Raw genomic sequence first — 19,802 nt, 5'->3', positions numbered from 1 at the left:
AATTATCAATTCAATAAATACATAAAATAGGCGTAAACACTATGAAGCCATTAATCTTTCATAATCCTAAATGCGGTACATCTCGTAACACACTTGCCATTATTAAAGCGTCAGGTGAAGAGCCAGAAGTGGTGGAATACCTGAAAAATACACCAACGCGCGACCGTTTAGTGGAGCTGTTGGCACAAATGCAGATTTCGCCTAGAGAGCTGTTAAGAAGTAAAGAAACTATCAATGATGAGCTTGGTCTGGATAATCCTGAGTTGTCTGACGACCAAATTATCGATGCCATGATTGCGCATCCTATTTTAATCAATCGTCCTATCGTAGTGACGGATAAAGGCGCTGCTCTATGCCGTCCTTCTGAACGTGTGTTTGAATTGCTAGCCAATCCAGTAAGTAGCTTTACAAAAGAAGACGGCGAGGTTGTTACTCATGACAAATACTGAGGTTGACCAAGTATTAGAAGCCGAATCTACTGTTTCGCCAGAATCTGGCCTCGACGATTTGCCCAATATTGATATAGATAATCTTCAGCCTATCGATATTGAGTCTTTGGTTGCGCCAAATGACTCAGGTCATCCGCCAAAAATACTAGTGCTATACGGTTCTGTCCGTGCGCGCTCGTTTTCTAGATTGGCCGCTGAAGAGTCTAGCCGGTTGCTACGTTGGTATGGTTGTGAAGTAAAAATGTTTGATCCATCTGGCTTACCATTGCCTGACGATGTAGACTCAGACCATCCCAAAGTACAAGAATTGCGAGAGCTGGCACAGTGGTCAGAAGGCATGCTGTGGGTGAGTCCAGAGCGTCACGGCAGTATCACCAGTATCATGAAAGCGCAAATCGACTGGATACCGCTTTCACTAGGTGGCGTGCGTCCAACTCAAGGTAAGACACTAGCGCTGATGCAAGTCAGCGGCGGTAGTCAGAGCTTTAATACGGTTAATCAGATGCGTATTCTCGGGCGCTGGATGCGGATGATCACTATCCCCAATCAATCTTCGATACCCAAAGCGTTCTTAGAGTTCAACGACGACAATCGCATGGATATGTCTCCGTTATATCTGCGTCTTGTCGATGTCTGTGAAGAGCTAGTGAAGTTCACTTGGCTCACACGCGGACGTTCAGATTATCTGACTGATCGTTATTCAGAACGCGTTGAGAGTGCTGAAGAACTATCGAGCCGCGTCAATCAAAAATCGATCTAACTACTTAATCGATCTAACCCCCTAATCAATCTAATTCCCTATATTAAATCGGCTGAATAAAATCAGCTTAAGTAAGGTTGTACAATGCTTGCATTTGCTATTTTTGTGGTCACTTTAGTCTTAGTTATTTGGCAACCTAAAGAATTGGGCATCGGCTGGAGCGCCATGGGTGGTGCTTTAGTCGCGTTAGCGCTTGGCGTCGTACAGTTATCAGATGTGGGTATCGTCTGGGATATTGTCTGGGATGCGACCTTTACTTTTGTGGCGCTGATCATCATCTCGCTTATTTTAGATCGAGCAGGGTTTTTTGGCTGGGCTGCATTACATGTGGCACGCCTTGGCAATGGGCAAGGGCGCTTATTATTTCCGATGATTGTCGTGCTCGGCGCTTTTATTTCTGCATTTTTTGCCAATGATGGTGCAGCGCTACTACTGACTCCGATTGTCATCGCTATCTTGCTACGTCTGAAATTTTCGCCACCATCAGCGTTAGCGTTTATAATAGCGACTGGTTTTATTGCTGATACGGCAAGCCTGCCATTGGTTACCTCAAATCTAGTCAATATCGTCAGTGCCAATTATTTCGATATTGGCTTTGGTCGTTATGCCGCGGTGATGGTACCAGTCAACATAGTGTCTGTCTTAGCGACGCTACTGGTGTTGTGGGTTGTCTATGCGCGTCATATTCCAAAAACCTACTCGACTAGCGAGCTAAGCGCTCCAGAATCTGCCATTACCGATCCATTGGTATTCCGAGCTGCTTTTCCACTATTAGGCTTACTACTGGTCGCCTACTTTGCAACAGAGCCGTTGGGGCTACCTATTTCACTGGTCACTGGTATCGCTGCTGTTGCACTGATGGCAATCGCTGGTCGTATATGGCAAGGCGGTCGCGGTGCGGTGGTCTCTGTGAGCGATGTAGTACGTAAAGCGCCTTGGCAAATCGTACTATTTTCAATCGGTATGTACTTGGTGGTATATGGTTTGGGTAATGCAGGACTTACTGCCTATGGGGCGCAAGTACTCAACTGGTTGGGACAACAAGGCGCAGTGATTGCTACCGTTGGAACTGGGTTCTTGTCCGCTATAGTCGCCTCTGTGATGAATAATATGCCAGCAACCCTAGTCGGCGCGCTTGCGATTGATCAAGCACAAGTGCCTGCTGCAACACGAGAGCTAATGATTTATGCCAATGTCATCGGTAACGATTTGGGCCCTAAGTTTACGCCGATTGGTAGTCTGGCTACTTTACTATGGCTACATGTATTGGCAGAGAAGGATTACAAAATCAGCTGGGGGCAGTACATAAAGATTGGTCTACTGATCACGCCGCCTGTGTTGTTAGTGACATTGTTAGCGTTGGTATTCTGGTTGCCAATGCTAACAATGTTGCCAAGCTAAGCTAGCCAATAGAGAACTTGCTACAGTAATGTTTTATCGTGACCATGATATTTACTTTTGAATATCATGGTCATAATCAAGTATGAGACAAAGTAGTGATTAGCGCTTATCAAATTGGCAAAATAGATAAACAATATGAGGGTCTGTTGAACATTCAAATATTAGGACTGCTGATCGCGAAAATCGCATCAAACTAGGCGTAAACCGACGATAATGTCGAGACCTTAACTAGGCTTGCAACAACGTTTGAGGTGATTTTAGCATCAGCCTTGAGAACGGATCGAGTAAAGCACTGCTTTGCCCGTTTGCAAGACGAGAGCTGTGCTCGAGTGGAGGACAGGGCTATTCTTTACCAATATATGGCGAAATTGTCTAACCTAGAACGACTAGGCGTCAAAAATTTCACTGCGTATTGCCTAAAAAATAGTCACTGCCAGTACCACATTTGAATGTTCAACAGACCCTAAATGATACGCATAAAAAAACCCTCATCAAATTGATGAGGGTTTTGGCAAATGCCATAATTGAATCAAAGTTGACTCAAGAAATTTACTACTAAAATGTGGCTCTCCAACCTGGGCTCGAACCAGGGACACACGGATTAACAGTCCGTTGCTCTACCAACTGAGCTATTGGAGAATAGGCTGTAAGTGTTTAATCGCTTACAACGAGCCTTAGAAGTCTCTAACGAGTTCTTGCTAAGTGGGGCGTATTCTAGCAAAGTTAAAAAATACGTCAAGCCTTTTTTTGCATAATTAATAAAAATTGTCATTTTAATGATGAGATAGCGTGTTTTTATTTGTTATGCCTAAGACTCTCGCAAAAAAAGATGCCCTATATAGTGTATAGGGCGTCTTTTTTATGAACAAGGATAAGACTCGTTGCTCTTTATGATTTATTCAGCAACGTCTAAGTCAGACACTGCTTTTTCGATACGCGATAGGGCGTCTTTCAATGTTGCCTCATCAGTAGCGTACGAGATACGCATATAGCCGCCAAGACCGAATGCATCGCCAGGTACGACTGCCACGCCAACTTTGTCCAATAACCATGCTGAGAATTCAGTACATGACGACAGGCCAGCCGCTTTGATGAGCGGTACGATATTTGGATACACATAGAATGCGCCATCAGGACGCAAGCAAGTAATGCCTTTAATAGCATTTAAACCATCTACGACTAGGTCACAGCGCTTCTCAAAAGCAGCTACCATCGGCTCTAGTACGCTCTGATCACCACTGATAGCAACTTCCGCTGCCACTTGGCTGATTGACGTCGGGCATGAGGTAGATTGTGACTGTACCTTTTTCATCGCGCCGATTAGCTTAGCAGGGCCACCTGCATAGCCGATACGCCAGCCTGTCATCGCATACGCTTTAGACACACCGTTCAAGATAATGGCACGATCTTTTAGCTCAGGTGCCGCGTTTAAGATATTGTAGAACTTATCACCTGTCCAGCGGATGTGCTCGTACATATCGTCTGAAGCTACATAGACTTGTGGATGCTTTTTCAATACTTCAGCGATGGCCTTTAGCTCATCTAATGTGTAAATCATACCTGTTGGGTTAGATGGGCTGTTTAATACTAACAATTTAGTCTTGTCAGTGATGGCTTCTTCTAACTGCTCAGGGGTGATTTTGAAGTCTTGCTCAGCTGGGCATTTGACGATGACTGGCACGCCTTCTGCGATGATAACCATGTCAGGATAGCTGACCCAGTATGGTGCTGGGATGATAACTTCGTCGCCAGGATTGATAAACGCTTGGGCAAGGTTAAAGAACGACTGTTTACCACCGACCGATACTAGGATTTCGTTTGGCTCATAGCTGATGTCGTTGTCGCGCTTGAATTTCTCGATGATGGCTGTTTTTAGCTCTGGCGTACCATCGACAGCCGTATATTTAGTAAAGCCATCATTGATTGCATCGATTGCTGCTTTTTTGATGTGTTCAGGGGTATCAAAATCAGGTTCACCAGCGCCCAAACCGATAATATCTTTACCAGCTGCTTTTAGCTCTTTGGCTTTATTGGTAATCGCTAGCGTAGGTGATGGTTGGATGTTGTTAACGCGGTCAGACAGTTGCAACTCGCTCATGAGAGATCCTTTTTTATATGAGGGTGGGGTTGGTGAAAATCTGATATTAATTATATAACGTTTTCATTGCTATCAGGACAAGATGTCATGCAGTTTGAAAAAAGATAATGTCATCTTACCGTAATACGGCGGTCATTCGATTATAGATAATGGTGATGATGCTTCGGCAAACGACGCGATTGCTAATTTTTGCATTGTAGCATGCTGATATTGAGCTGTCTTATGACCCTAGTAACAGAATATTGTGTTATCGCTTGTAATAGCAGTATCCTTGTGAAGGTAGTAAACAACACGCTGAGATTAAGCTTGAGCCCAGACGATTGCGAAGACACAACAATAAACCTGTAGCCGACCACTATAATTATTTAGATTTGTTAAATAAAATGGCTTATAGCTTAATTAAATGCGACCAATGATAGCTGCGAAGAATAACAATAATAGCTAGCTGTTATCAAAAATCTAAATTTTCATTAAGCAATCAGTTTAAGAGCATTAATTCCATATTATGAAAATACTTAAAAAGATAAGAATACTCAAAAAGGATATTTACGATGACAGATTCTCCTGAAAAATTACATATTCTCATTACTGGGGCGACGTCAGGCATTGGTAAGCAGTTGGCAAAAGACTATCTGCTAGCAGATCATCATGTATATGCAGTTGGCCGTGACGACGAAGCGTTAGCTGAACTTCAGGCGTTAGGCGCAGAAACGATTGATTTAGACCTCATGGATCGAGAAAAGGTCATCGAAGCTTTTGAAAAAATCGACAATGTTGATTTAGCAATTTGTGGTGCTGGCATGTGCGAGTACTTAGATATGCCGAACTTTGATAGCAGTGTCTTTATGAAAGTCATGTCGGTCAATATGGGTACGTTGTCCCATGCGATCGAAGGAGTGCTGCCAAAGCTAATCGCTTCAAAAGGTCGCTTGGTCGGTATCGGTTCAGCGTCTGCTTATGTGCCTTTTGCGCGCGCTGAAGCCTATGGTAGCTCAAAAGCTGCTATCCATTATCTAATTAAGACTCTACAGATTAGCCTTGCTCCGCATGATGTGTCAGTTAGCTTAGTTGTACCTGGTTTTGTTGAGACACCGATGACCAAACAGAATGACTTTCCGATGCCATTTATCCAGACGCCAGCGCAGGCAAGTCAAGCCATACGTGACGGTATCGAAAGCGGGCATGAGGTGATTGAATTCCCAAAGAAATTAACTATGCCATTAAAAGCCTTAGGTACGTTGCCTGATTTGGTTTGGCAGCAAGTTAGTGAAAAACTTAATAAAAAATAATCTACTATCAGTAGAACTCTCAGCCATCATATCGACAGAAAAATACAGAAGGGAATGCTTTTATGCCGTTTACTCGTTTCAAGCGTGCAAGTAACCAAAAAAATGCTACCGATACTGCAACAGATTCTGACTATCAGACTACCCAAAAACGTATTGCTATCATCGGCTCAGGTGTATCAGGACTGACATGCGCCCATTATTTAGGTACGCAACATGATGTGACGGTATTTGAAGCCAATGATTATATCGGCGGGCATGTAAACACGATTGACGTGGCACTACAAGACGGTAAAAAAGCAAAGAGTAGCAATGTAGAGAGTAGTGCGATAGATACAGGATTTATTGTTTTCAATGAGCGCACATACCCGAACTTCTTTCGTTTGCTTCATGAGTTGCAGGTGCCGTTTCAGGCAACGGACATGAGCTTTTCTGTCAAAAATACTGCACGTCATTTTGAATACAATGGTCATACGCTAAACACTTTACTGTCACAACGTAAAAATGTACTCAATCCAAAATTCTGGCAGTTTATCAAAGATATTTTGCAGTTTAATAAGCATATCAAACAGCTACGCCAAGATTATGATAGCGCGCGTGCTCAAGGACAAGAGGTTAGTAGCTTTGCAGAACAAACGCTTGGCGGTTATTTGACGCAAAAGAAATACGGTCAGCTATTTACCGATAACTATTTACTACCAATGGTCTCGGCTATTTGGTCAACCAGCCTAGATGAAGTACAAGAATTTCCTTTGGTGTTTTTTGCACAGTTCTTTGACAACCACGGGTTGCTTGATGTGGTCAATCGTCCGCAGTGGTTTACGATAAAAGGCGGCTCAAAGCAGTACGTCAATAAACTGATTCCACGCTTTATCAAAGCGGGTGGCAAGATACGGGTCAATAGTCCAGTACAGTCTGTAGTTCGTGATGGTGAGCAAGTGATTTTGACGGTGAAGAATGCTTTGACAGTGCAGGATAAAGGTAACGCTGACAATCGTAGCGAAAATCTTGTATTCGATGAAGTGATCTTTGCTTGTCATGCAGATACTGCGCTAAAGATTCTAAAGGATGCGAGCACCGATGAATCTGAAGTATTAGGTCATTTTCGCTTTACCAAAAATACGGCTGTACTGCACACCGATACCAGTGTTTTACCTAAGAAACCACTGGCATGGGCAAGCTGGAATTACTTAATAGATGAAACAGTTTCAGGCAGTGTTAAGGATGAGCAAGCGGCTGGAAACGCACAGATACCTGCAAAGCCAGTGCTAACTTATCATATGAATATCTTGCAACGCTTGACCAAAAAACACAATTATTTGGTCACATTAAATCCAGCTGTAGACAACAAAAGCGTCGATGATAAGCAGATAATTAAGAGCATTGATTACAGTCATCCAGTATTCGATCTTGCGATGATTGAGGCGCAGACTAAATGGTCGAGTATCTCGGGTAACGGTTCGCACACGCATTTCTGCGGAGCTTATTGGTTTAATGGCTTTCATGAGGACGGCGTGCGAAGTGGATTACGCGTCTGTCAGGCGCTTGGTCTTGATATTGATATAAAAGACGAGGTTGATCCAGCTCATTTACCTAACGCTGATAGCGCGCATACTCCGTTTCGTTATAAAGATTTGCCTATAAAAGCGGATACCAAACTACGTAGGTTGAATAAGCGCGAAGTAACCATAGCGACGACCAATCAGGAGCTGGTCGAGTATGCTAATCATTTGCAGAGTTCAACTGCTGATACGAGCCAATATAAGAAACGTGGCTTATTCGGACGCCGTAAAACCAAATAGTATGACGATTAATGCCGTTATGTATTCTAAGTACTTTAAAAGATTCGCCATACGAAAAGCACACCGTTACCCAAGAGACTATTTATGACCATGTCCGCCCAAGATACCACTGCATTGCCGCATCAGCTGTTTGAGGGCACGACATGGCACAGTCGGCTGCTACCTAGTGTGAATAAATTCGTTTACCCTTATCGCTATTGGGGCGTCAATATTAGCGCACTGGCGAAAGGGAAGGAACTTCCTGAAATTAGTACGGCAGCATTTGATGATAGTAAGTTTTTAGAAAAACTCCCATTACGTAAAGTATTACCGAAAAAGCTACTAGTAAAAGGTCTGCTTCTATTTTCAACAAAGAAAAAGGCGCTACAACGATTCTGTCCTAATGATTATCTACAGCATACTGACCTACAGAGTAATAATAGCCTAAGCAATGACAAAAGTCTTGATAACCATATACAGTCTATTCAAGCACTAGAAAAACGCCTAATTCAAGCATTTGAAAAATATGCAGGGAGCGCGCCTGAAGGCGATATGTTGGGATTACTTGTCTGCCGTAATGTGGGCATGTACTTTAGCCCAGTTAACTTTTACTTGGGGTTTGATGCACAGCAGACGCCAACTCATCTGCTGGCTGAAGTGTCTAATACGCCATGGGACAAGCGCCATTACTATGGGTTTTTGTTAGAAGGAGAGGATACTGAGTTCTGTCATGACAAGGACTTTCACGTATCACCTTTTAACCCTATCGATCAGCTGTACCGCTGGCAGGTTACGGTAAAACGTATAAAGACAGACGAGCAACTTAATACTGGCCTACAAGTGCGTATCGCTATCAACATTAGCGATGAGCGCGGTGAAGTGCTAAAAACTGGTATAAAGATATCAGGGGTGCTAATGACAGAAGATGCTGTTCGTCATAGCTTGCGAAAAAACCCATTGATGAATATAACGTCCTTAACCCGTATTTATTGGCACGCGTTTAAGCTCTATGCGATTAAAAAGGTGCCATATATCAACTACGATGAAAAATTGGCCGACAGTCAACAGAAAGATAATGGTTAAAAAGACTTCTTATAGTTCCAGCAATTTTTAAATATCAACAATCCAAAAATCTCATCAATGTAATACTAAAAATGAACCACTAAAAATAAAGCATTTAAACAAGGATAAATACACGATGCCAGCACGACCGACCGATCGAGCACCAGTCACAAAACTAGAAAAATTAACCGCTCGTTTGAGCAAAGTGGTTAATGAAAGCGCGGTACTACAGCCAGTCAGCAATAGTGTGAATCACTTAGCTAGAAAGCTTATCTTTCGTGCGTTACAGCACGTTCAGTTTGGTAGCCTCACGCTGATTGAAACATTTGACGAGCAGGAACCTAAGACAAGTAGCTTTGGCAAAGTAGCTACTAATGAAGCTGGTAGCTCGGCGGTTGGTCGCCATTCGTTACATGTGACGCTACAGATTCATGATAGTGCTGTTTATCGCCAGCTATTACTTGGCGGCTCTATCGCGCTAGCAGACAGTTATATCGATGGTGAGTGGGATACGGATGATCTAACAGGTTTGATTCGTTTGGCGGCTCGTAACTTAGCCGTACTCAATAAACTAGAAAATCGTTTTGCAGGTATTAGTAAAGCATTTGAAAAAGCGAAGCATCAGCTACGTAGCAATGACAAATCTGGCTCCAAATCCAATATCCTAGCGCATTATGATTTGGGAAATGACATGTATGAGCGGTTTTTGGACGATACGATGATGTATTCATCGGCAGTATATCCTACGCCTGACGTGACGCTCAGCAATGCTCAGCAGCACAAACTGTCGCTCATATGCCAACGTTTACAGCTCAGCGCTGATGATAATGTGATCGAAATTGGTACAGGGTGGGGCGGTTTTGCTATCTTTGCGGCCAAGCATTACGGCTGCCATGTGACCACCACGACTATCTCTGATGCCCAGTATGATGAAGCGAAGCGACGAGTCGAGGCAGCAGGTCTGTCTGACAAAATCACATTGCTCAAACAAGATTACCGCGAGCTGACAGGTCAATATGACAAATTAGTCAGTATTGAGATGATTGAAGCGGTGGGGCATGAGTACTTGCCGACTTTCTTTGCTAAATGTAATAGCTTACTTAAGCCGACAGGTCTTATGGTATTGCAGGCCATCACTTTTAATGACCAAAATTATCAAGACTATATCGACTCGGTTGATTTTATCCAAACGCATATTTTTCCAGGTGGTTGTCTGCTCTCAAACCAAGAACTGACGACACAATTTACTGAACAGACCGATATGGTCGTCAAGCAATTGCATGATTATGGCTTTGATTATGCGTACACGCTGCGTGACTGGCGTGCTGCGTTTATGGCGCAGCGTGCAGAGATTCAAGCGCTTGGCTATGACGATGCTTTTATCCGCCTATGGGAGTTTTACTTTTGCTATTGCGAAGGTGGGTTTTTGGAGCGCACGATCGGTGTGGTACAAGTTACTGCGGTGAAGCCTAACAATATCGACACGCTGCATTTTTCTGATTTGCCATCTGCCGTCTTAAATCATAAAACAGTTTTGAACGATGAAACAGCTTTTAGTGAAGAAGATAGGACAGACACCGCGTCAGTATAAGTCTGATGATGTAGATATGGTTTGTTCATAATCTTCATAAGGTTTCATACTGTATTTGCAGTTTGAGACCTATGTATTTAAAAGTTCTACGATGCTTGTAGGGCACGCTTATCACGCAGACCTGAATAGCGTGTGACCGCTAATGCCATTAAAGAGATAACAGCGCCGATCCAAGCTGTGTCTTGCAATGACATATTTTCAACTACGCTACCACCGATGATTGAGCCTAGTGCAATACCGATATTGAATGCAGCAATGTTCAATCCAGAAGCGACATCGACAGCGTTCGGCGTATATTTTTCAGCTTGCTTGACTACGTAGATTTGTAGGCCTGGTACATTACCAAAGGCGAAAGCACCCCATACCAAAATAGTCAGCACAGCAGCAATCTTGGATTGCATAGTAAAGGTGAGCAGTAAAAGAATGACACTTAGGGCGCTAAATATAATGCTAAGCGCACTAATAGGGCCGCGTTTATCTGCAAGTTTTCCGCCCCAAATATTACCGACAGCAACGGATACGCCATATACGAGCATGATAAGACCAATGGCTGATGGCGCAAATTTAGTCTGCTGCTCTAAGATAGGTGCTAGGTAGGTAAATGCCGTAAACGTACCGCCATAGCCGAGAATAGTCATGAGATAAACCAGCAGTAGTTGTGGTTTTACAATGACTTGTAATTGCTCTTTGAACGTTGCAGGGATAGATTTTTTTAAGTTTTTTGGTACCAATATGGCGCTACCAATTAAAGCGATTAAACCCAGTACTGAGACGACTAGAAACGTAGCGCGCCAACCGAAATGCTGTCCAATCCATGTGCCAAGGGGTACGCCAGTGACGAGCGCCACGGTAAGTCCGGTAAACATAATGGCAATCGCGCTGGCTTCTTTTTCTTTACTGACAAGGCTAGTAGCAATCATGGAACCAATAGAGAAAAACACACCATGTGCCAGACCGGTCAAGATACGGGCAAGTATTAAGGTTTCATAACTGGGTGCTTGCCAAGCCAGCAAGTTACCCATGACAAACAGACCCATTAGGCTCATCAGTACTATTTTACGATTCCAGCGGCCAGTGAGTGCGGTAAGTATAGGGGCACCGATGGCAACACCGACAGCATATAGACTGACGAGTAACCCTGCTGAAGGTAAGCTCACGCCCAGATCAGCGGCAATAGTTGGTACCAATCCAACGATGACAAATTCGGTTGTCCCAATTGCAAATGCGCTTAGAGTAAGCGCCCATAAAGCGAGTGGCATAACGACATCCTAATAATTAAATGATGCGCATAGTTTGACCGATTTATAGTTTGCAAAAAACAGCACAAATGACAAAATACCTTTGTCAATTTTGTAAAGGTAATCGTGATGATGGGACATGCTAAAACAGAAGACATAGAGATATTTTTGACGGTAGTGGACACGGGCAGCTTTACTGGCGCTGCCAACTTATTGAATCAGCAGGTTGCCAAAGTATCTCGTGCGGTGTCCAGACTCGAAGATACGCTGCAATGCACGCTGCTAAATAGAACGACACGGCGCTTGGAGCTGACGGAGGAAGGGCATGTCTTTATAAGATATGCGCGTGAGAGTTTAAATACGTTATATACCGGTGAAGAAGCGATTAAGCTGTTAAAACAAGCGCCGAGTGGGCATTTACGGATTGACGCCGCGAGCCCGTTTGTCTTTCATCAACTGACGCCTTTGGTTGGTGATTTTGTGGCGCAATATCCACACATTACTCTCGACCTTACCTCGCATGACAATATTATTGACTTGCTTGAGCACAAGACGGATTTGGCTATCAGAATTGGCGATTTAAAAGACTCAAATTTGCATGCGCGTCTATTGGGTAAAAGTAAGCTGCGGCTAGTAGCCAGTCCTGAATACTTACACCAGCATAATGAAGTGACTCATATTGATAATTTGAATGTTGATGATTTAAGCACTCATAAATTAATTGGCTTTAACGATGCGTCAAAACTAAATAGTTGGCCACTAAAAACTCCAGTTAAACTGAATTTTCATATGACTGGCAGTAGTGGCGAGACCTTACGTCAGCTATGTTTGAATCATCAGGGTATCGCTTTACTGTCACATTTTATGATTGGTGAAGATTTGGAGTCTGGACGATTGGTTGAGGTGTTGCCTGAGGCGATAGTCAGACCAAACAACCGTGAAGCCATACAAGCGGTATATTACAAAAACAGTGCCGTATCTTCGCGTATTCTGGCATTTTTAGACTTTATCCAACCACGACTGACATTATAACTTTCATACGTTTTTATTCATTTTATAAGAGGTAATATCATGGGTTACGTTTTTATTTATCTCGCTGCTGTGGTTATCTTTTTGGGTGTCGATGCTGTTTGGCTGACGACCATGAAAGGGGCTTTTTATGAGTCACGTATCGGGCATCTATTGGCTGATGAGCCAAACATGATGGCAGCTGGCGTGTTCTATATGTTTTATATATTGGCGCTTTGTATTTTGGTTCTATATCCACAAATCAAAGCAGGCGCATCCGTTGGTCATATCTTCTTACTCGGCGGGCTGATTGGCTTGATGGCTTATGGAACATACGACTTTACCAATTTAGCATTATATAAAGGGTTTACCTTAGATACTGCGTTAGTAGACTTTGCTTGGGGTGGGATTTTGACGGGTTCAGTTAGCGCCATCGTCGCTTGGCTCGCTTATCGCTTCCATTGGTTAAGCTAGCGATTATATCTTGGCCTATATAACGCTGTCTGAATAGTCCCAATTTACACAATTTAGACTGTCTAATGACAGAGGTCTGTTTGTGCTATATGGCGACCTGCTGTATAAATGGTAGACATAATAAATAAGTGTTAACCCATTAAGGAATATTATGCCGCAATACAATACCAGCTCCACTGCTAAAAAAGCCCCGTTAAACCACGAGCTATACATGTCAGTACTTATGACGCCTGATATGGCGAATTTCATTGGCAATGTGCATGGTGGGGATTTGCTCAAGATGCTTGATCAGGTCGCTTATGCTTGTGCCAGTCGCTATAGTGGTAACTATGTGGTGACACTGTCTGTCGATCAGGTAATGTTCCGTGAGCCGATATATGTGGGCGAGTTGGTTACTTTTGCAGCCAGTGTCAATTATGTTGGTAATACCTCAATGGAAGTAGGTATCCGCGTCGAAGCAGAAGATGTGCGTGGTCGTACTGTTCGTCATACTAACAGCTGTTACTTTACGATGGTGGCTATCGATGACAATGGTAAACCGACATCCGCACCACCACTCGATATCAAAAACAAGATGCAGCAATGTCGAGCTGATGCAGCAAAAGAACGAAAAAAGCTGCGTATGGAAAGCTCGCATCGTCCTAGTTGCGACTTCGAAGAAATTAATAAGCAGTTTGGCGAGAACGAAGAGTATAACGAGATAGAAAAATAGTCCGAGTTATTTAAAGCTATCTAAAATTGTATAAAGTTATCTATTTTTATTGAATTAATAATTCATACAACGACTCACTAAAAAGACACTGATATTGTAGAGCGCTTATTTTAAGCTGATATATATTTCAAGCCATTTATCTACGGCAAAAATTCTACTATCAATAGCTTATTTCAGTGAGTCTAGCATGAGTCTAAAGCCATCTATTGCTAATCCCCAGCGCCATCTACCAGCCTCTCCTAAAGCGCAAACACCTCGCGCGCGTGGGGCAGGTACTCCTAAAATTCTAAATGACCCTGAACTAAAACATACCCTTAATCAAAGCCCTGAAACTAATGATAAGCATTCAGGCTCACTGATCACTGTGTTGATTGCGGTCGGGGCCAATCTCGTTATTGCGATTGCAAAAACAGTTGCCGCCTTTATGACAGGCTCAGCCTCTATGATTGCGGAAGCAGCTCATTCATGGGCGGATGCGGGCAATGGTACTTTGCTCATCGTCGCAGAAAAAAAATCCATCAAACCTGCTGATAAAAGCCATCCGTTAGGCTACGGCAAAGAGTCTTATGTTTGGTCGATGATTGCTGCTTTTGGTGTGTTTACGGCAGGTTCGATTGTCTCTATCTATACGGGTATCAAAGAATGGAACGCTACTGAGTCTGAGACTAACTATACGATTGGCTTTATCGTATTGGCAGTGGCGTTTGTGCTCGAAGGGATCTCGTTGGTTCAGGCATACAGACAAAGTAAAAAACATGGTGAAGCACTCGATATCAGTGCACTTGGCTATGTTGTAGATACTTCTAACCCAACGTTGCGCGGTGTGTTCTTTGAAGATTTAGCAGCAGTCATCGGTTTGGTGATTGCCGCTGCTGCTATGGGGATGCACGCTTATACGGGTGAACCATATTGGGATGCGTTAGGGTCTATCATTGTTGGTCTACTACTAGGTGTCGTCGCCATATTCTTGATCAGTCGTAATCGAGATTTCTTAGTCGGGCATAGAGTCACTGACCGTATGCACGAATACGTTTTGAGCGAACTGCTAAATCATCCAGATATCGATAGTGTGTCCTATCTACACCTAGAATGGGTCGGCCCAAAAAAGATATTTATGGTGGCGGCAGTAGATATCGCAGGGAATCAAAAAGAAGAACATATCGCTCAGAAGTTTGAAGAGATTGAAAATTTATTCAGAGGTAACCCAGTCTTTCAAGAGGCTATCTTGACGCTGTCAGAACCTAACGCTGAACTGCTAAGTTTAGAAAGTATTTAATCTGGGGGTTTGATGGATTGAATGTGTAATATGTGGGTTTTATCGAATGCTTTTAAGTATTCTTTTTAAATTAACAAAACGCCAAACACAAAAAAGCCGTCAATCATGACGGCTTTTTTATAACTCTAGTACTTAATAACTAGTCAAATTAAATGCTATTAGTTCTTTGGAGCGTTTGCGCCGATGAACCATGCATCTTTATCGATGATACGGCTAGCTTCTGTAAATAAGTCAGCGGTGTCTTCATCACCTGCGTCGCCAGCAGTAGCAATCGCTTCGCGCAATGTCTCTGCGACTTTTTTATAACGGCTAGTTAGCTCACGAACATGCTGATCTACTTCAGTGATGTCGGTTGGATAATCATCTAGGATAGACTCTTTGACTACGCGACTTGCCAAACCGTTTGGTTGGCCGCCTAGGATCACTATACGCTCTGCGATAGTATCTGATACTTCAAGGATACGATCTGATGTCTCATCTAGTAATTGATGCACACCGATAAAGCCAGTGCCTTGTAGATTCCAATGGCACTGTTTGCCATCTAAGGTTAAGTCGATAACATTTGCTAGGTTAGCGTTTAGCAAATCAATCATTTTTTTCGCAGTTTCGTCTGAAATACCACTTGCGTAACGTTCTCTCATATTTTACTCCGTCATTTATTTAAAATTATTATATTGAATGAAAGTTCAATGTATTTTTATTGGTCTTCTATTCGATGACAATCAAGTTAAAGCTAATGATACGAATTGCTATAAAGCTATTTATTCACTAGTACTGATCACTAGTACTTGAAAGTCATCAACTTGTTAATTCAAGAACGATAATAGCAGCTTAACTCAGTGTTGGAACCCTTGAGTGTTATGCTTTGTTAGGTGGTCGTGTAACGAGTTTGTTAACCATGAAAAGCTTTGTAAATTTATCAAATACTGTGTGCGTTTTTTATAACGATGTGAGTTTTATCCGCTAATATTAAGCCTTAACTTTTAATAAATAGTACATTTATATACTCATATTTTGGGCAACGAGAGAGCGTTTCGACTATAGGATAAGACTCCTTATTCTCCTTTAAAAACCGCTGCTCAGACCCCATATTGTTATAAACCTTAAGAAGAAGAAAGCCATTATGAGAATGCCTGAACCGCGCTCATCGCGTCAGTTAAATCAATTGGCCACTCAGCTCCAAGGCGAAGCTGAAATTAGTGGTGTTAATGCGTCAGGGACGCAAATATCAAGTCGTGCCTTTGAGATGGTTACTGACTTTGAGCCAGCAGGCGACCAGCCGCAAGCCATCAAAAAGCTAGTTAACGGTATCAATTCGGACATGGACGAGCAGTTGCTATTGGGTGTGACTGGTTCTGGTAAGACCTATACCATGGCAAAAGTTATTGCTGAAACTCAACGTCCGACCATTATTATGGCGCATAATAAAACGCTAGCCGCTCAGCTATATGGCGAGTTCAAATCGTTTTTTCCTAATAATGCTGTTGAATATTTCGTCAGCTATTATGATTACTATCAGCCAGAAGCGTATGTCGCAGCTAGTGATACCTTTATCGAAAAAGACAGCGCCATCAATGATCATATTGATCAGATGCGCCTGTCAGCCACGCGTGCCTTGTTAGAGCGTCGTGATGCGATTATCGTCGCTTCGGTATCATGCATTTATGGTTTGGGTGATCCAGAAAGTTATCTAAAAATGCTACTGCATGTCGTCGTAGGCGATAACATCGACCGTACGGCAACCATCAAGCGTTTGGTGGAGATGCAGTACACACGTAACGAGCTAGATTTTGGCCGTGGTACGTATCGCTTGCGTGGAGAGCTGTTAGATATCTATCCTGCTGAGTCTGAGCAGCTAGCCGTACGTGTGCATTTATTCGACAACGAAGTCGAAAAGATTACGTGGTTTGATCCTTTAACGGGTAAGACGGTGCGCAGCGTGCCACGTATTACCATTTATCCAAAGTCGCACTATGTGACGCCGCGTAATAAACTAGAAGCCGCCAGCCATACGATTCGTGCTGAGTTAGAGCCGCGTTTGGAATACTTCCGTGACAACAACAAACTGATTGAAGCACAGCGTCTCAAAGAGCGTACTCAATATGACTTGGAGATGATTCAGCAGCTTGGTTACTGTAACGGTATCGAAAACTACTCGCAGCATCTCTCTGGTCGTCCATCAGGGGAAGCGCCGCCGACTTTGTTTGATTATATTCCAGAAGATGCCTTACTGTTCCTTGATGAGTCGCATGTGACGGTTTCGCAGATTGGCGCGATGTATAAAGGCGATAGATCGCGTAAAGAAAACTTGGTCAATTATGGTTTTAGATTACCCAGTGCGATGAATAATCGCCCGATGAAGTTTGAAGAGTGGGAGCGCATCAAGCCCAAAACCATTTATGTCAGTGCTACGCCAGCATTGTATGAGCTTGAGCACAGCGAGCAAGTTGTTGAGCAGGTTGTTCGTCCGACAGGTCTGATTGACCCTGAGATTGAGATACGTCCAGTATTGACGCAAGTTGATGATGTGTTATCAGAGATTACCAAACGCCGCGAAAAGGATGAGCGTGTGTTGATTACCACGTTGACTAAGCGTATGTCGGAAGATCTGACCAGTTACCTTAAAGAGTACGATGTAAAGGTCGCTTATCTACATTCGGACATCGATACTGTTGAGCGTATGCAGATTATCCATGAGCTCCGTACTGGCGTGCATGATGTGTTGGTCGGTATCAACTTATTACGTGAAGGCTTGGATATGCCTGAGGTATCACTGGTAGCGATATTCGATGCTGATAAAGAGGGCTTCTTACGTTCTGAGCGTTCACTTATTCAGACCATTGGTCGTGCAGCACGTCACTTGAATGGTAAAGCCATTCTCTATGCTGATCGCATTACGCCAAGTATGCAAAAGGCGATAGATGAGACGGATCGCCGCCGTGATAAGCAGATTGCCTTTAACCTTGAACATAACATCACGCCAAAAGGTGCTCGTCGTAGTATCACGGACAAGATTGATACGGGCGAAAGCTTGGATGCCAATGACAATCAAGCTATCCCAGTTAAGAGTAACCTGCCAGATGTCGACATCAATATCTTGCGTAGCCCTGATCTGCTTGCCAAAGAAATCAAACGTTTAGAGAAGCAAATGCAGCAAATGTCGCGTGATTTAAAGTTTGAAGAAGCAGCAAAAACGCGTGACAAAGTGCTTGAGTTAAAAGCACATTTAATCTGATAGATTGGGTTAAATATTGAGGTTAAAAAAGAGGCTAAACAATAGCGAAGGTGAGGTGCTTGTTGAGTACCTCACTTTTTTATGGTTTATTCAATATCGGAACGTACAGAACGCTTGTAATACACCGCATTGCCACTTACCATATCCGCATAAATCTCACCATCCATATAATATTTCAAAAATTTAAGTCACATGCTAACAAGCCGAGCACGTGTAATGCTCTATTCGGGCTAGGCTTGTCGTTCTCATAGATCAAATTATCAACACAGACTAAATTTTTGGAATGGACACAATCTAGGCGTATTATTCACTGTGCTTACCAACAACTTAATAGAATTAAACTCGAACGAAAACTCACTCGGCATGTCAGATTCGGCCAAAAAAGCCGTTATCAACTCTCTAGACATCGGTTTTCGTTATCCTGATGACCAACGTGCGGCGCTGATTACCAAAGTCGCTGAGATAAACGGTGTGACAGAGAGTCAAATCTCACTGGGCAGTGGCTCTAGTGAAAACATTCGTACTGTCGTCCAAATGCTACAAAATCAAGCTTTGGTAGAAGGCAAAAAGTTCCAAGTTATCGTGCCGCATCCAACCTTTGCCTATGCTGAATTATATGCGACATCCATCGATGTGCCTGTGGTAAAAGTACTACTGATGACTGAAAACTACGCCTTTGACTTGCAAAGCATGCAAAAAGTGGCTGATGGCTTTGATGGTATTAGCTTGTTTTATCTGTGCAATCCAAACAACCCAACGTCGACTATTACTGACACAGTAAAGCTCAAAGAATGGGTAGGAAATGCACCAAGTAACCATTACTTTTTACTCGATGAAGCTTATTCAGAGTATGTGACTGATCCAAGTTTTGAGAGTGGTGTCGCATGGATACGAGAGGAGTACTCAGAAAATATCGTTGTGGTGCGTACTTTCTCAAAACTATGTGCACTCGCTGGCATGCGTGTCGGCTATGCAGTTGCTAGCCCGCAAACGATTGCTAGATTAGAAGCATTTATCTCGATTGATAATACCAATTTGTCAGGTGCTGTAGCTGCGTTAGCGACGCTTGATGATGAAGATTTTCTAGCATTGAGCTTACGTACGGCCAATCAATCGCGTCAACTGGTTGAGCAAACATTAGATGAGCTTGGCTTACGCTATTTGCCATCACAGGCCAGTTTTATATTTCATGAGATAAAAGGTGATGTGCAAACCTATATCGATAGAATGCGCGAACATGGTATTGCGGTCGGGCGTGAGTTTGCGCCTATCACTGGCTTTAACCGATTAACACTTGGCAGACCTGATGAGATGGCAGTATTTGTAGGGGTGCTTAAATCGTTTCGTGAGAAGGGCTGGGTTTAATTAAGTCAGTTAATGCAGTTCGATAATATAAAAGAGAAGTTACTGATTAGCAGCTTCCTTTTTTGT

At 43.0% G+C, this 19,802-nt stretch carries 16 protein-coding genes and 1 tRNA gene; 13 read left to right on the top strand and 4 right to left on the bottom strand.

Going from position 1 to position 19,802, the window contains the following annotated elements:
• The first annotated feature begins 41 nt into the window (after positions 1-41).
• From arsC to ACIGBM_RS07365, 3 genes are all read left to right on the top strand, one after another.
• Positions 42-449 carry an arsenate reductase (glutaredoxin) gene (gene arsC, locus ACIGBM_RS07375; RefSeq protein ID WP_397477283.1) on the top strand — a complete coding sequence of 136 codons (408 nt, stop codon included), beginning with the start codon at positions 42-44 and terminating at the stop codon, positions 447-449.
• A complete protein-coding gene (gene arsH / locus ACIGBM_RS07370; protein ID WP_397477282.1) occupies positions 436-1,209 on the top strand; it encodes an arsenical resistance protein ArsH in 774 nt (257 codons plus the stop codon). Before arsC ends, arsH begins: the two co-directional genes overlap by 14 nt.
• An 84-nt stretch (positions 1,210-1,293) precedes the next feature.
• Positions 1,294-2,610 (top strand): arsenic transporter, encoded by a 1,317-nt coding sequence (locus ACIGBM_RS07365; protein WP_397477281.1) that lies wholly within the window; start codon positions 1,294-1,296, stop codon positions 2,608-2,610.
• Positions 2,611-3,173: 563 nt separating this feature from the next.
• Here ACIGBM_RS07365 and ACIGBM_RS07360 read toward each other — a convergent pair.
• Positions 3,174-3,249, bottom strand: a tRNA-Asn gene (locus ACIGBM_RS07360).
• 256 nt (positions 3,250-3,505) lie between these two features.
• Positions 3,506-4,708, bottom strand: a complete 1,203-nt coding sequence (locus ACIGBM_RS07355; RefSeq protein WP_397477280.1) for a pyridoxal phosphate-dependent aminotransferase — start codon at positions 4,706-4,708, stop codon at positions 3,506-3,508.
• Between the two features lie 551 nt (positions 4,709-5,259).
• Between ACIGBM_RS07355 and ACIGBM_RS07350 the strand changes: the two genes are divergently transcribed.
• The 4 genes from ACIGBM_RS07350 (at position 5,260) to ACIGBM_RS07335 (ending at position 10,428) form a co-directional block, all read left to right on the top strand.
• Positions 5,260-5,997, top strand: coding sequence for an SDR family NAD(P)-dependent oxidoreductase (locus ACIGBM_RS07350; RefSeq protein ID WP_397477279.1), 738 nt, complete (start codon positions 5,260-5,262; stop codon positions 5,995-5,997).
• Positions 5,998-6,059: 62 nt separating this feature from the next.
• A complete protein-coding gene (locus ACIGBM_RS07345) occupies positions 6,060-7,796 on the top strand; it encodes an NAD(P)/FAD-dependent oxidoreductase (protein WP_397477278.1) in 1,737 nt (578 codons plus the stop codon).
• An 84-nt stretch (positions 7,797-7,880) separates the two neighbouring features.
• Complete coding sequence (locus ACIGBM_RS07340; protein WP_397477277.1) at positions 7,881-8,858, top strand: DUF1365 domain-containing protein; 978 nt, start codon at positions 7,881-7,883, stop codon at positions 8,856-8,858.
• A 115-nt stretch (positions 8,859-8,973) separates the two neighbouring features.
• Positions 8,974-10,428, top strand: coding sequence for a class I SAM-dependent methyltransferase (locus ACIGBM_RS07335; RefSeq protein WP_397477276.1), 1,455 nt, complete (start codon positions 8,974-8,976; stop codon positions 10,426-10,428).
• Between the two features lie 86 nt (positions 10,429-10,514).
• Here ACIGBM_RS07335 and ACIGBM_RS07330 read toward each other — a convergent pair whose 3' ends face one another.
• Positions 10,515-11,687 carry an MFS transporter gene (locus ACIGBM_RS07330; protein WP_397477275.1) on the bottom strand — a complete coding sequence of 391 codons (1,173 nt, stop codon included), beginning with the start codon at positions 11,685-11,687 and terminating at the stop codon, positions 10,515-10,517.
• A 108-nt stretch (positions 11,688-11,795) separates the two neighbouring features.
• Between ACIGBM_RS07330 and ACIGBM_RS07325 the strand changes: the two genes are divergently transcribed.
• From ACIGBM_RS07325 to ACIGBM_RS07310, 4 genes are all read left to right on the top strand, one after another.
• Positions 11,796-12,698: a LysR family transcriptional regulator gene (locus ACIGBM_RS07325; protein WP_165597855.1), complete on the top strand. Its 903-nt coding sequence runs from the start codon at positions 11,796-11,798 to the stop codon at positions 12,696-12,698.
• Positions 12,699-12,737: 39 nt separating this feature from the next.
• Positions 12,738-13,148 carry a DUF2177 family protein gene (locus tag ACIGBM_RS07320; RefSeq protein ID WP_379544770.1) on the top strand — a complete coding sequence of 137 codons (411 nt, stop codon included), beginning with the start codon at positions 12,738-12,740 and terminating at the stop codon, positions 13,146-13,148.
• 151 nt (positions 13,149-13,299) lie between these two features.
• The gene (locus ACIGBM_RS07315) at positions 13,300-13,860 is read left to right on the top strand and encodes an acyl-CoA thioesterase (protein ID WP_379544768.1); all 561 of its coding nucleotides are present in this window, start codon (positions 13,300-13,302) and stop codon (positions 13,858-13,860) included.
• A 187-nt stretch (positions 13,861-14,047) separates the two neighbouring features.
• Positions 14,048-15,136 (top strand): cation diffusion facilitator family transporter, encoded by a 1,089-nt coding sequence (locus ACIGBM_RS07310; protein ID WP_397477274.1) that lies wholly within the window; start codon positions 14,048-14,050, stop codon positions 15,134-15,136.
• A 158-nt stretch (positions 15,137-15,294) separates the two neighbouring features.
• Here the strand turns inward: ACIGBM_RS07310 and dps are convergent, their stop codons facing one another.
• On the bottom strand, positions 15,295-15,777 hold the full coding sequence (gene dps, locus ACIGBM_RS07305) for a DNA starvation/stationary phase protection protein Dps (RefSeq protein WP_394123779.1): 483 nt from the start codon (positions 15,775-15,777) through the stop codon (positions 15,295-15,297).
• A gap of 482 nt (positions 15,778-16,259) precedes the next feature.
• Between dps and uvrB the strand changes: the two genes are divergently transcribed.
• Both uvrB and ACIGBM_RS07295 read left to right on the top strand, forming a co-directional pair.
• Entirely contained in the window at positions 16,260-18,371 is a 2,112-nt protein-coding gene (gene uvrB, locus ACIGBM_RS07300; protein WP_101206411.1) for an excinuclease ABC subunit UvrB, read from the top strand.
• A 312-nt stretch (positions 18,372-18,683) separates the two neighbouring features.
• The gene (locus ACIGBM_RS07295) at positions 18,684-19,736 is read left to right on the top strand and encodes a pyridoxal phosphate-dependent aminotransferase (protein WP_397477273.1); all 1,053 of its coding nucleotides are present in this window, start codon (positions 18,684-18,686) and stop codon (positions 19,734-19,736) included.
• The last annotated feature ends 66 nt before the right edge of the window (positions 19,737-19,802 follow it).

The organism is Psychrobacter sp. NPDC077938 (assembly GCF_044542635.1).
Lineage (GTDB): Bacteria > Pseudomonadota > Gammaproteobacteria > Pseudomonadales > Moraxellaceae > Psychrobacter.
Note: the sequence above shows the minus strand (reverse complement) of the source record. Positions and strands in the feature narration are given on the sequence as shown.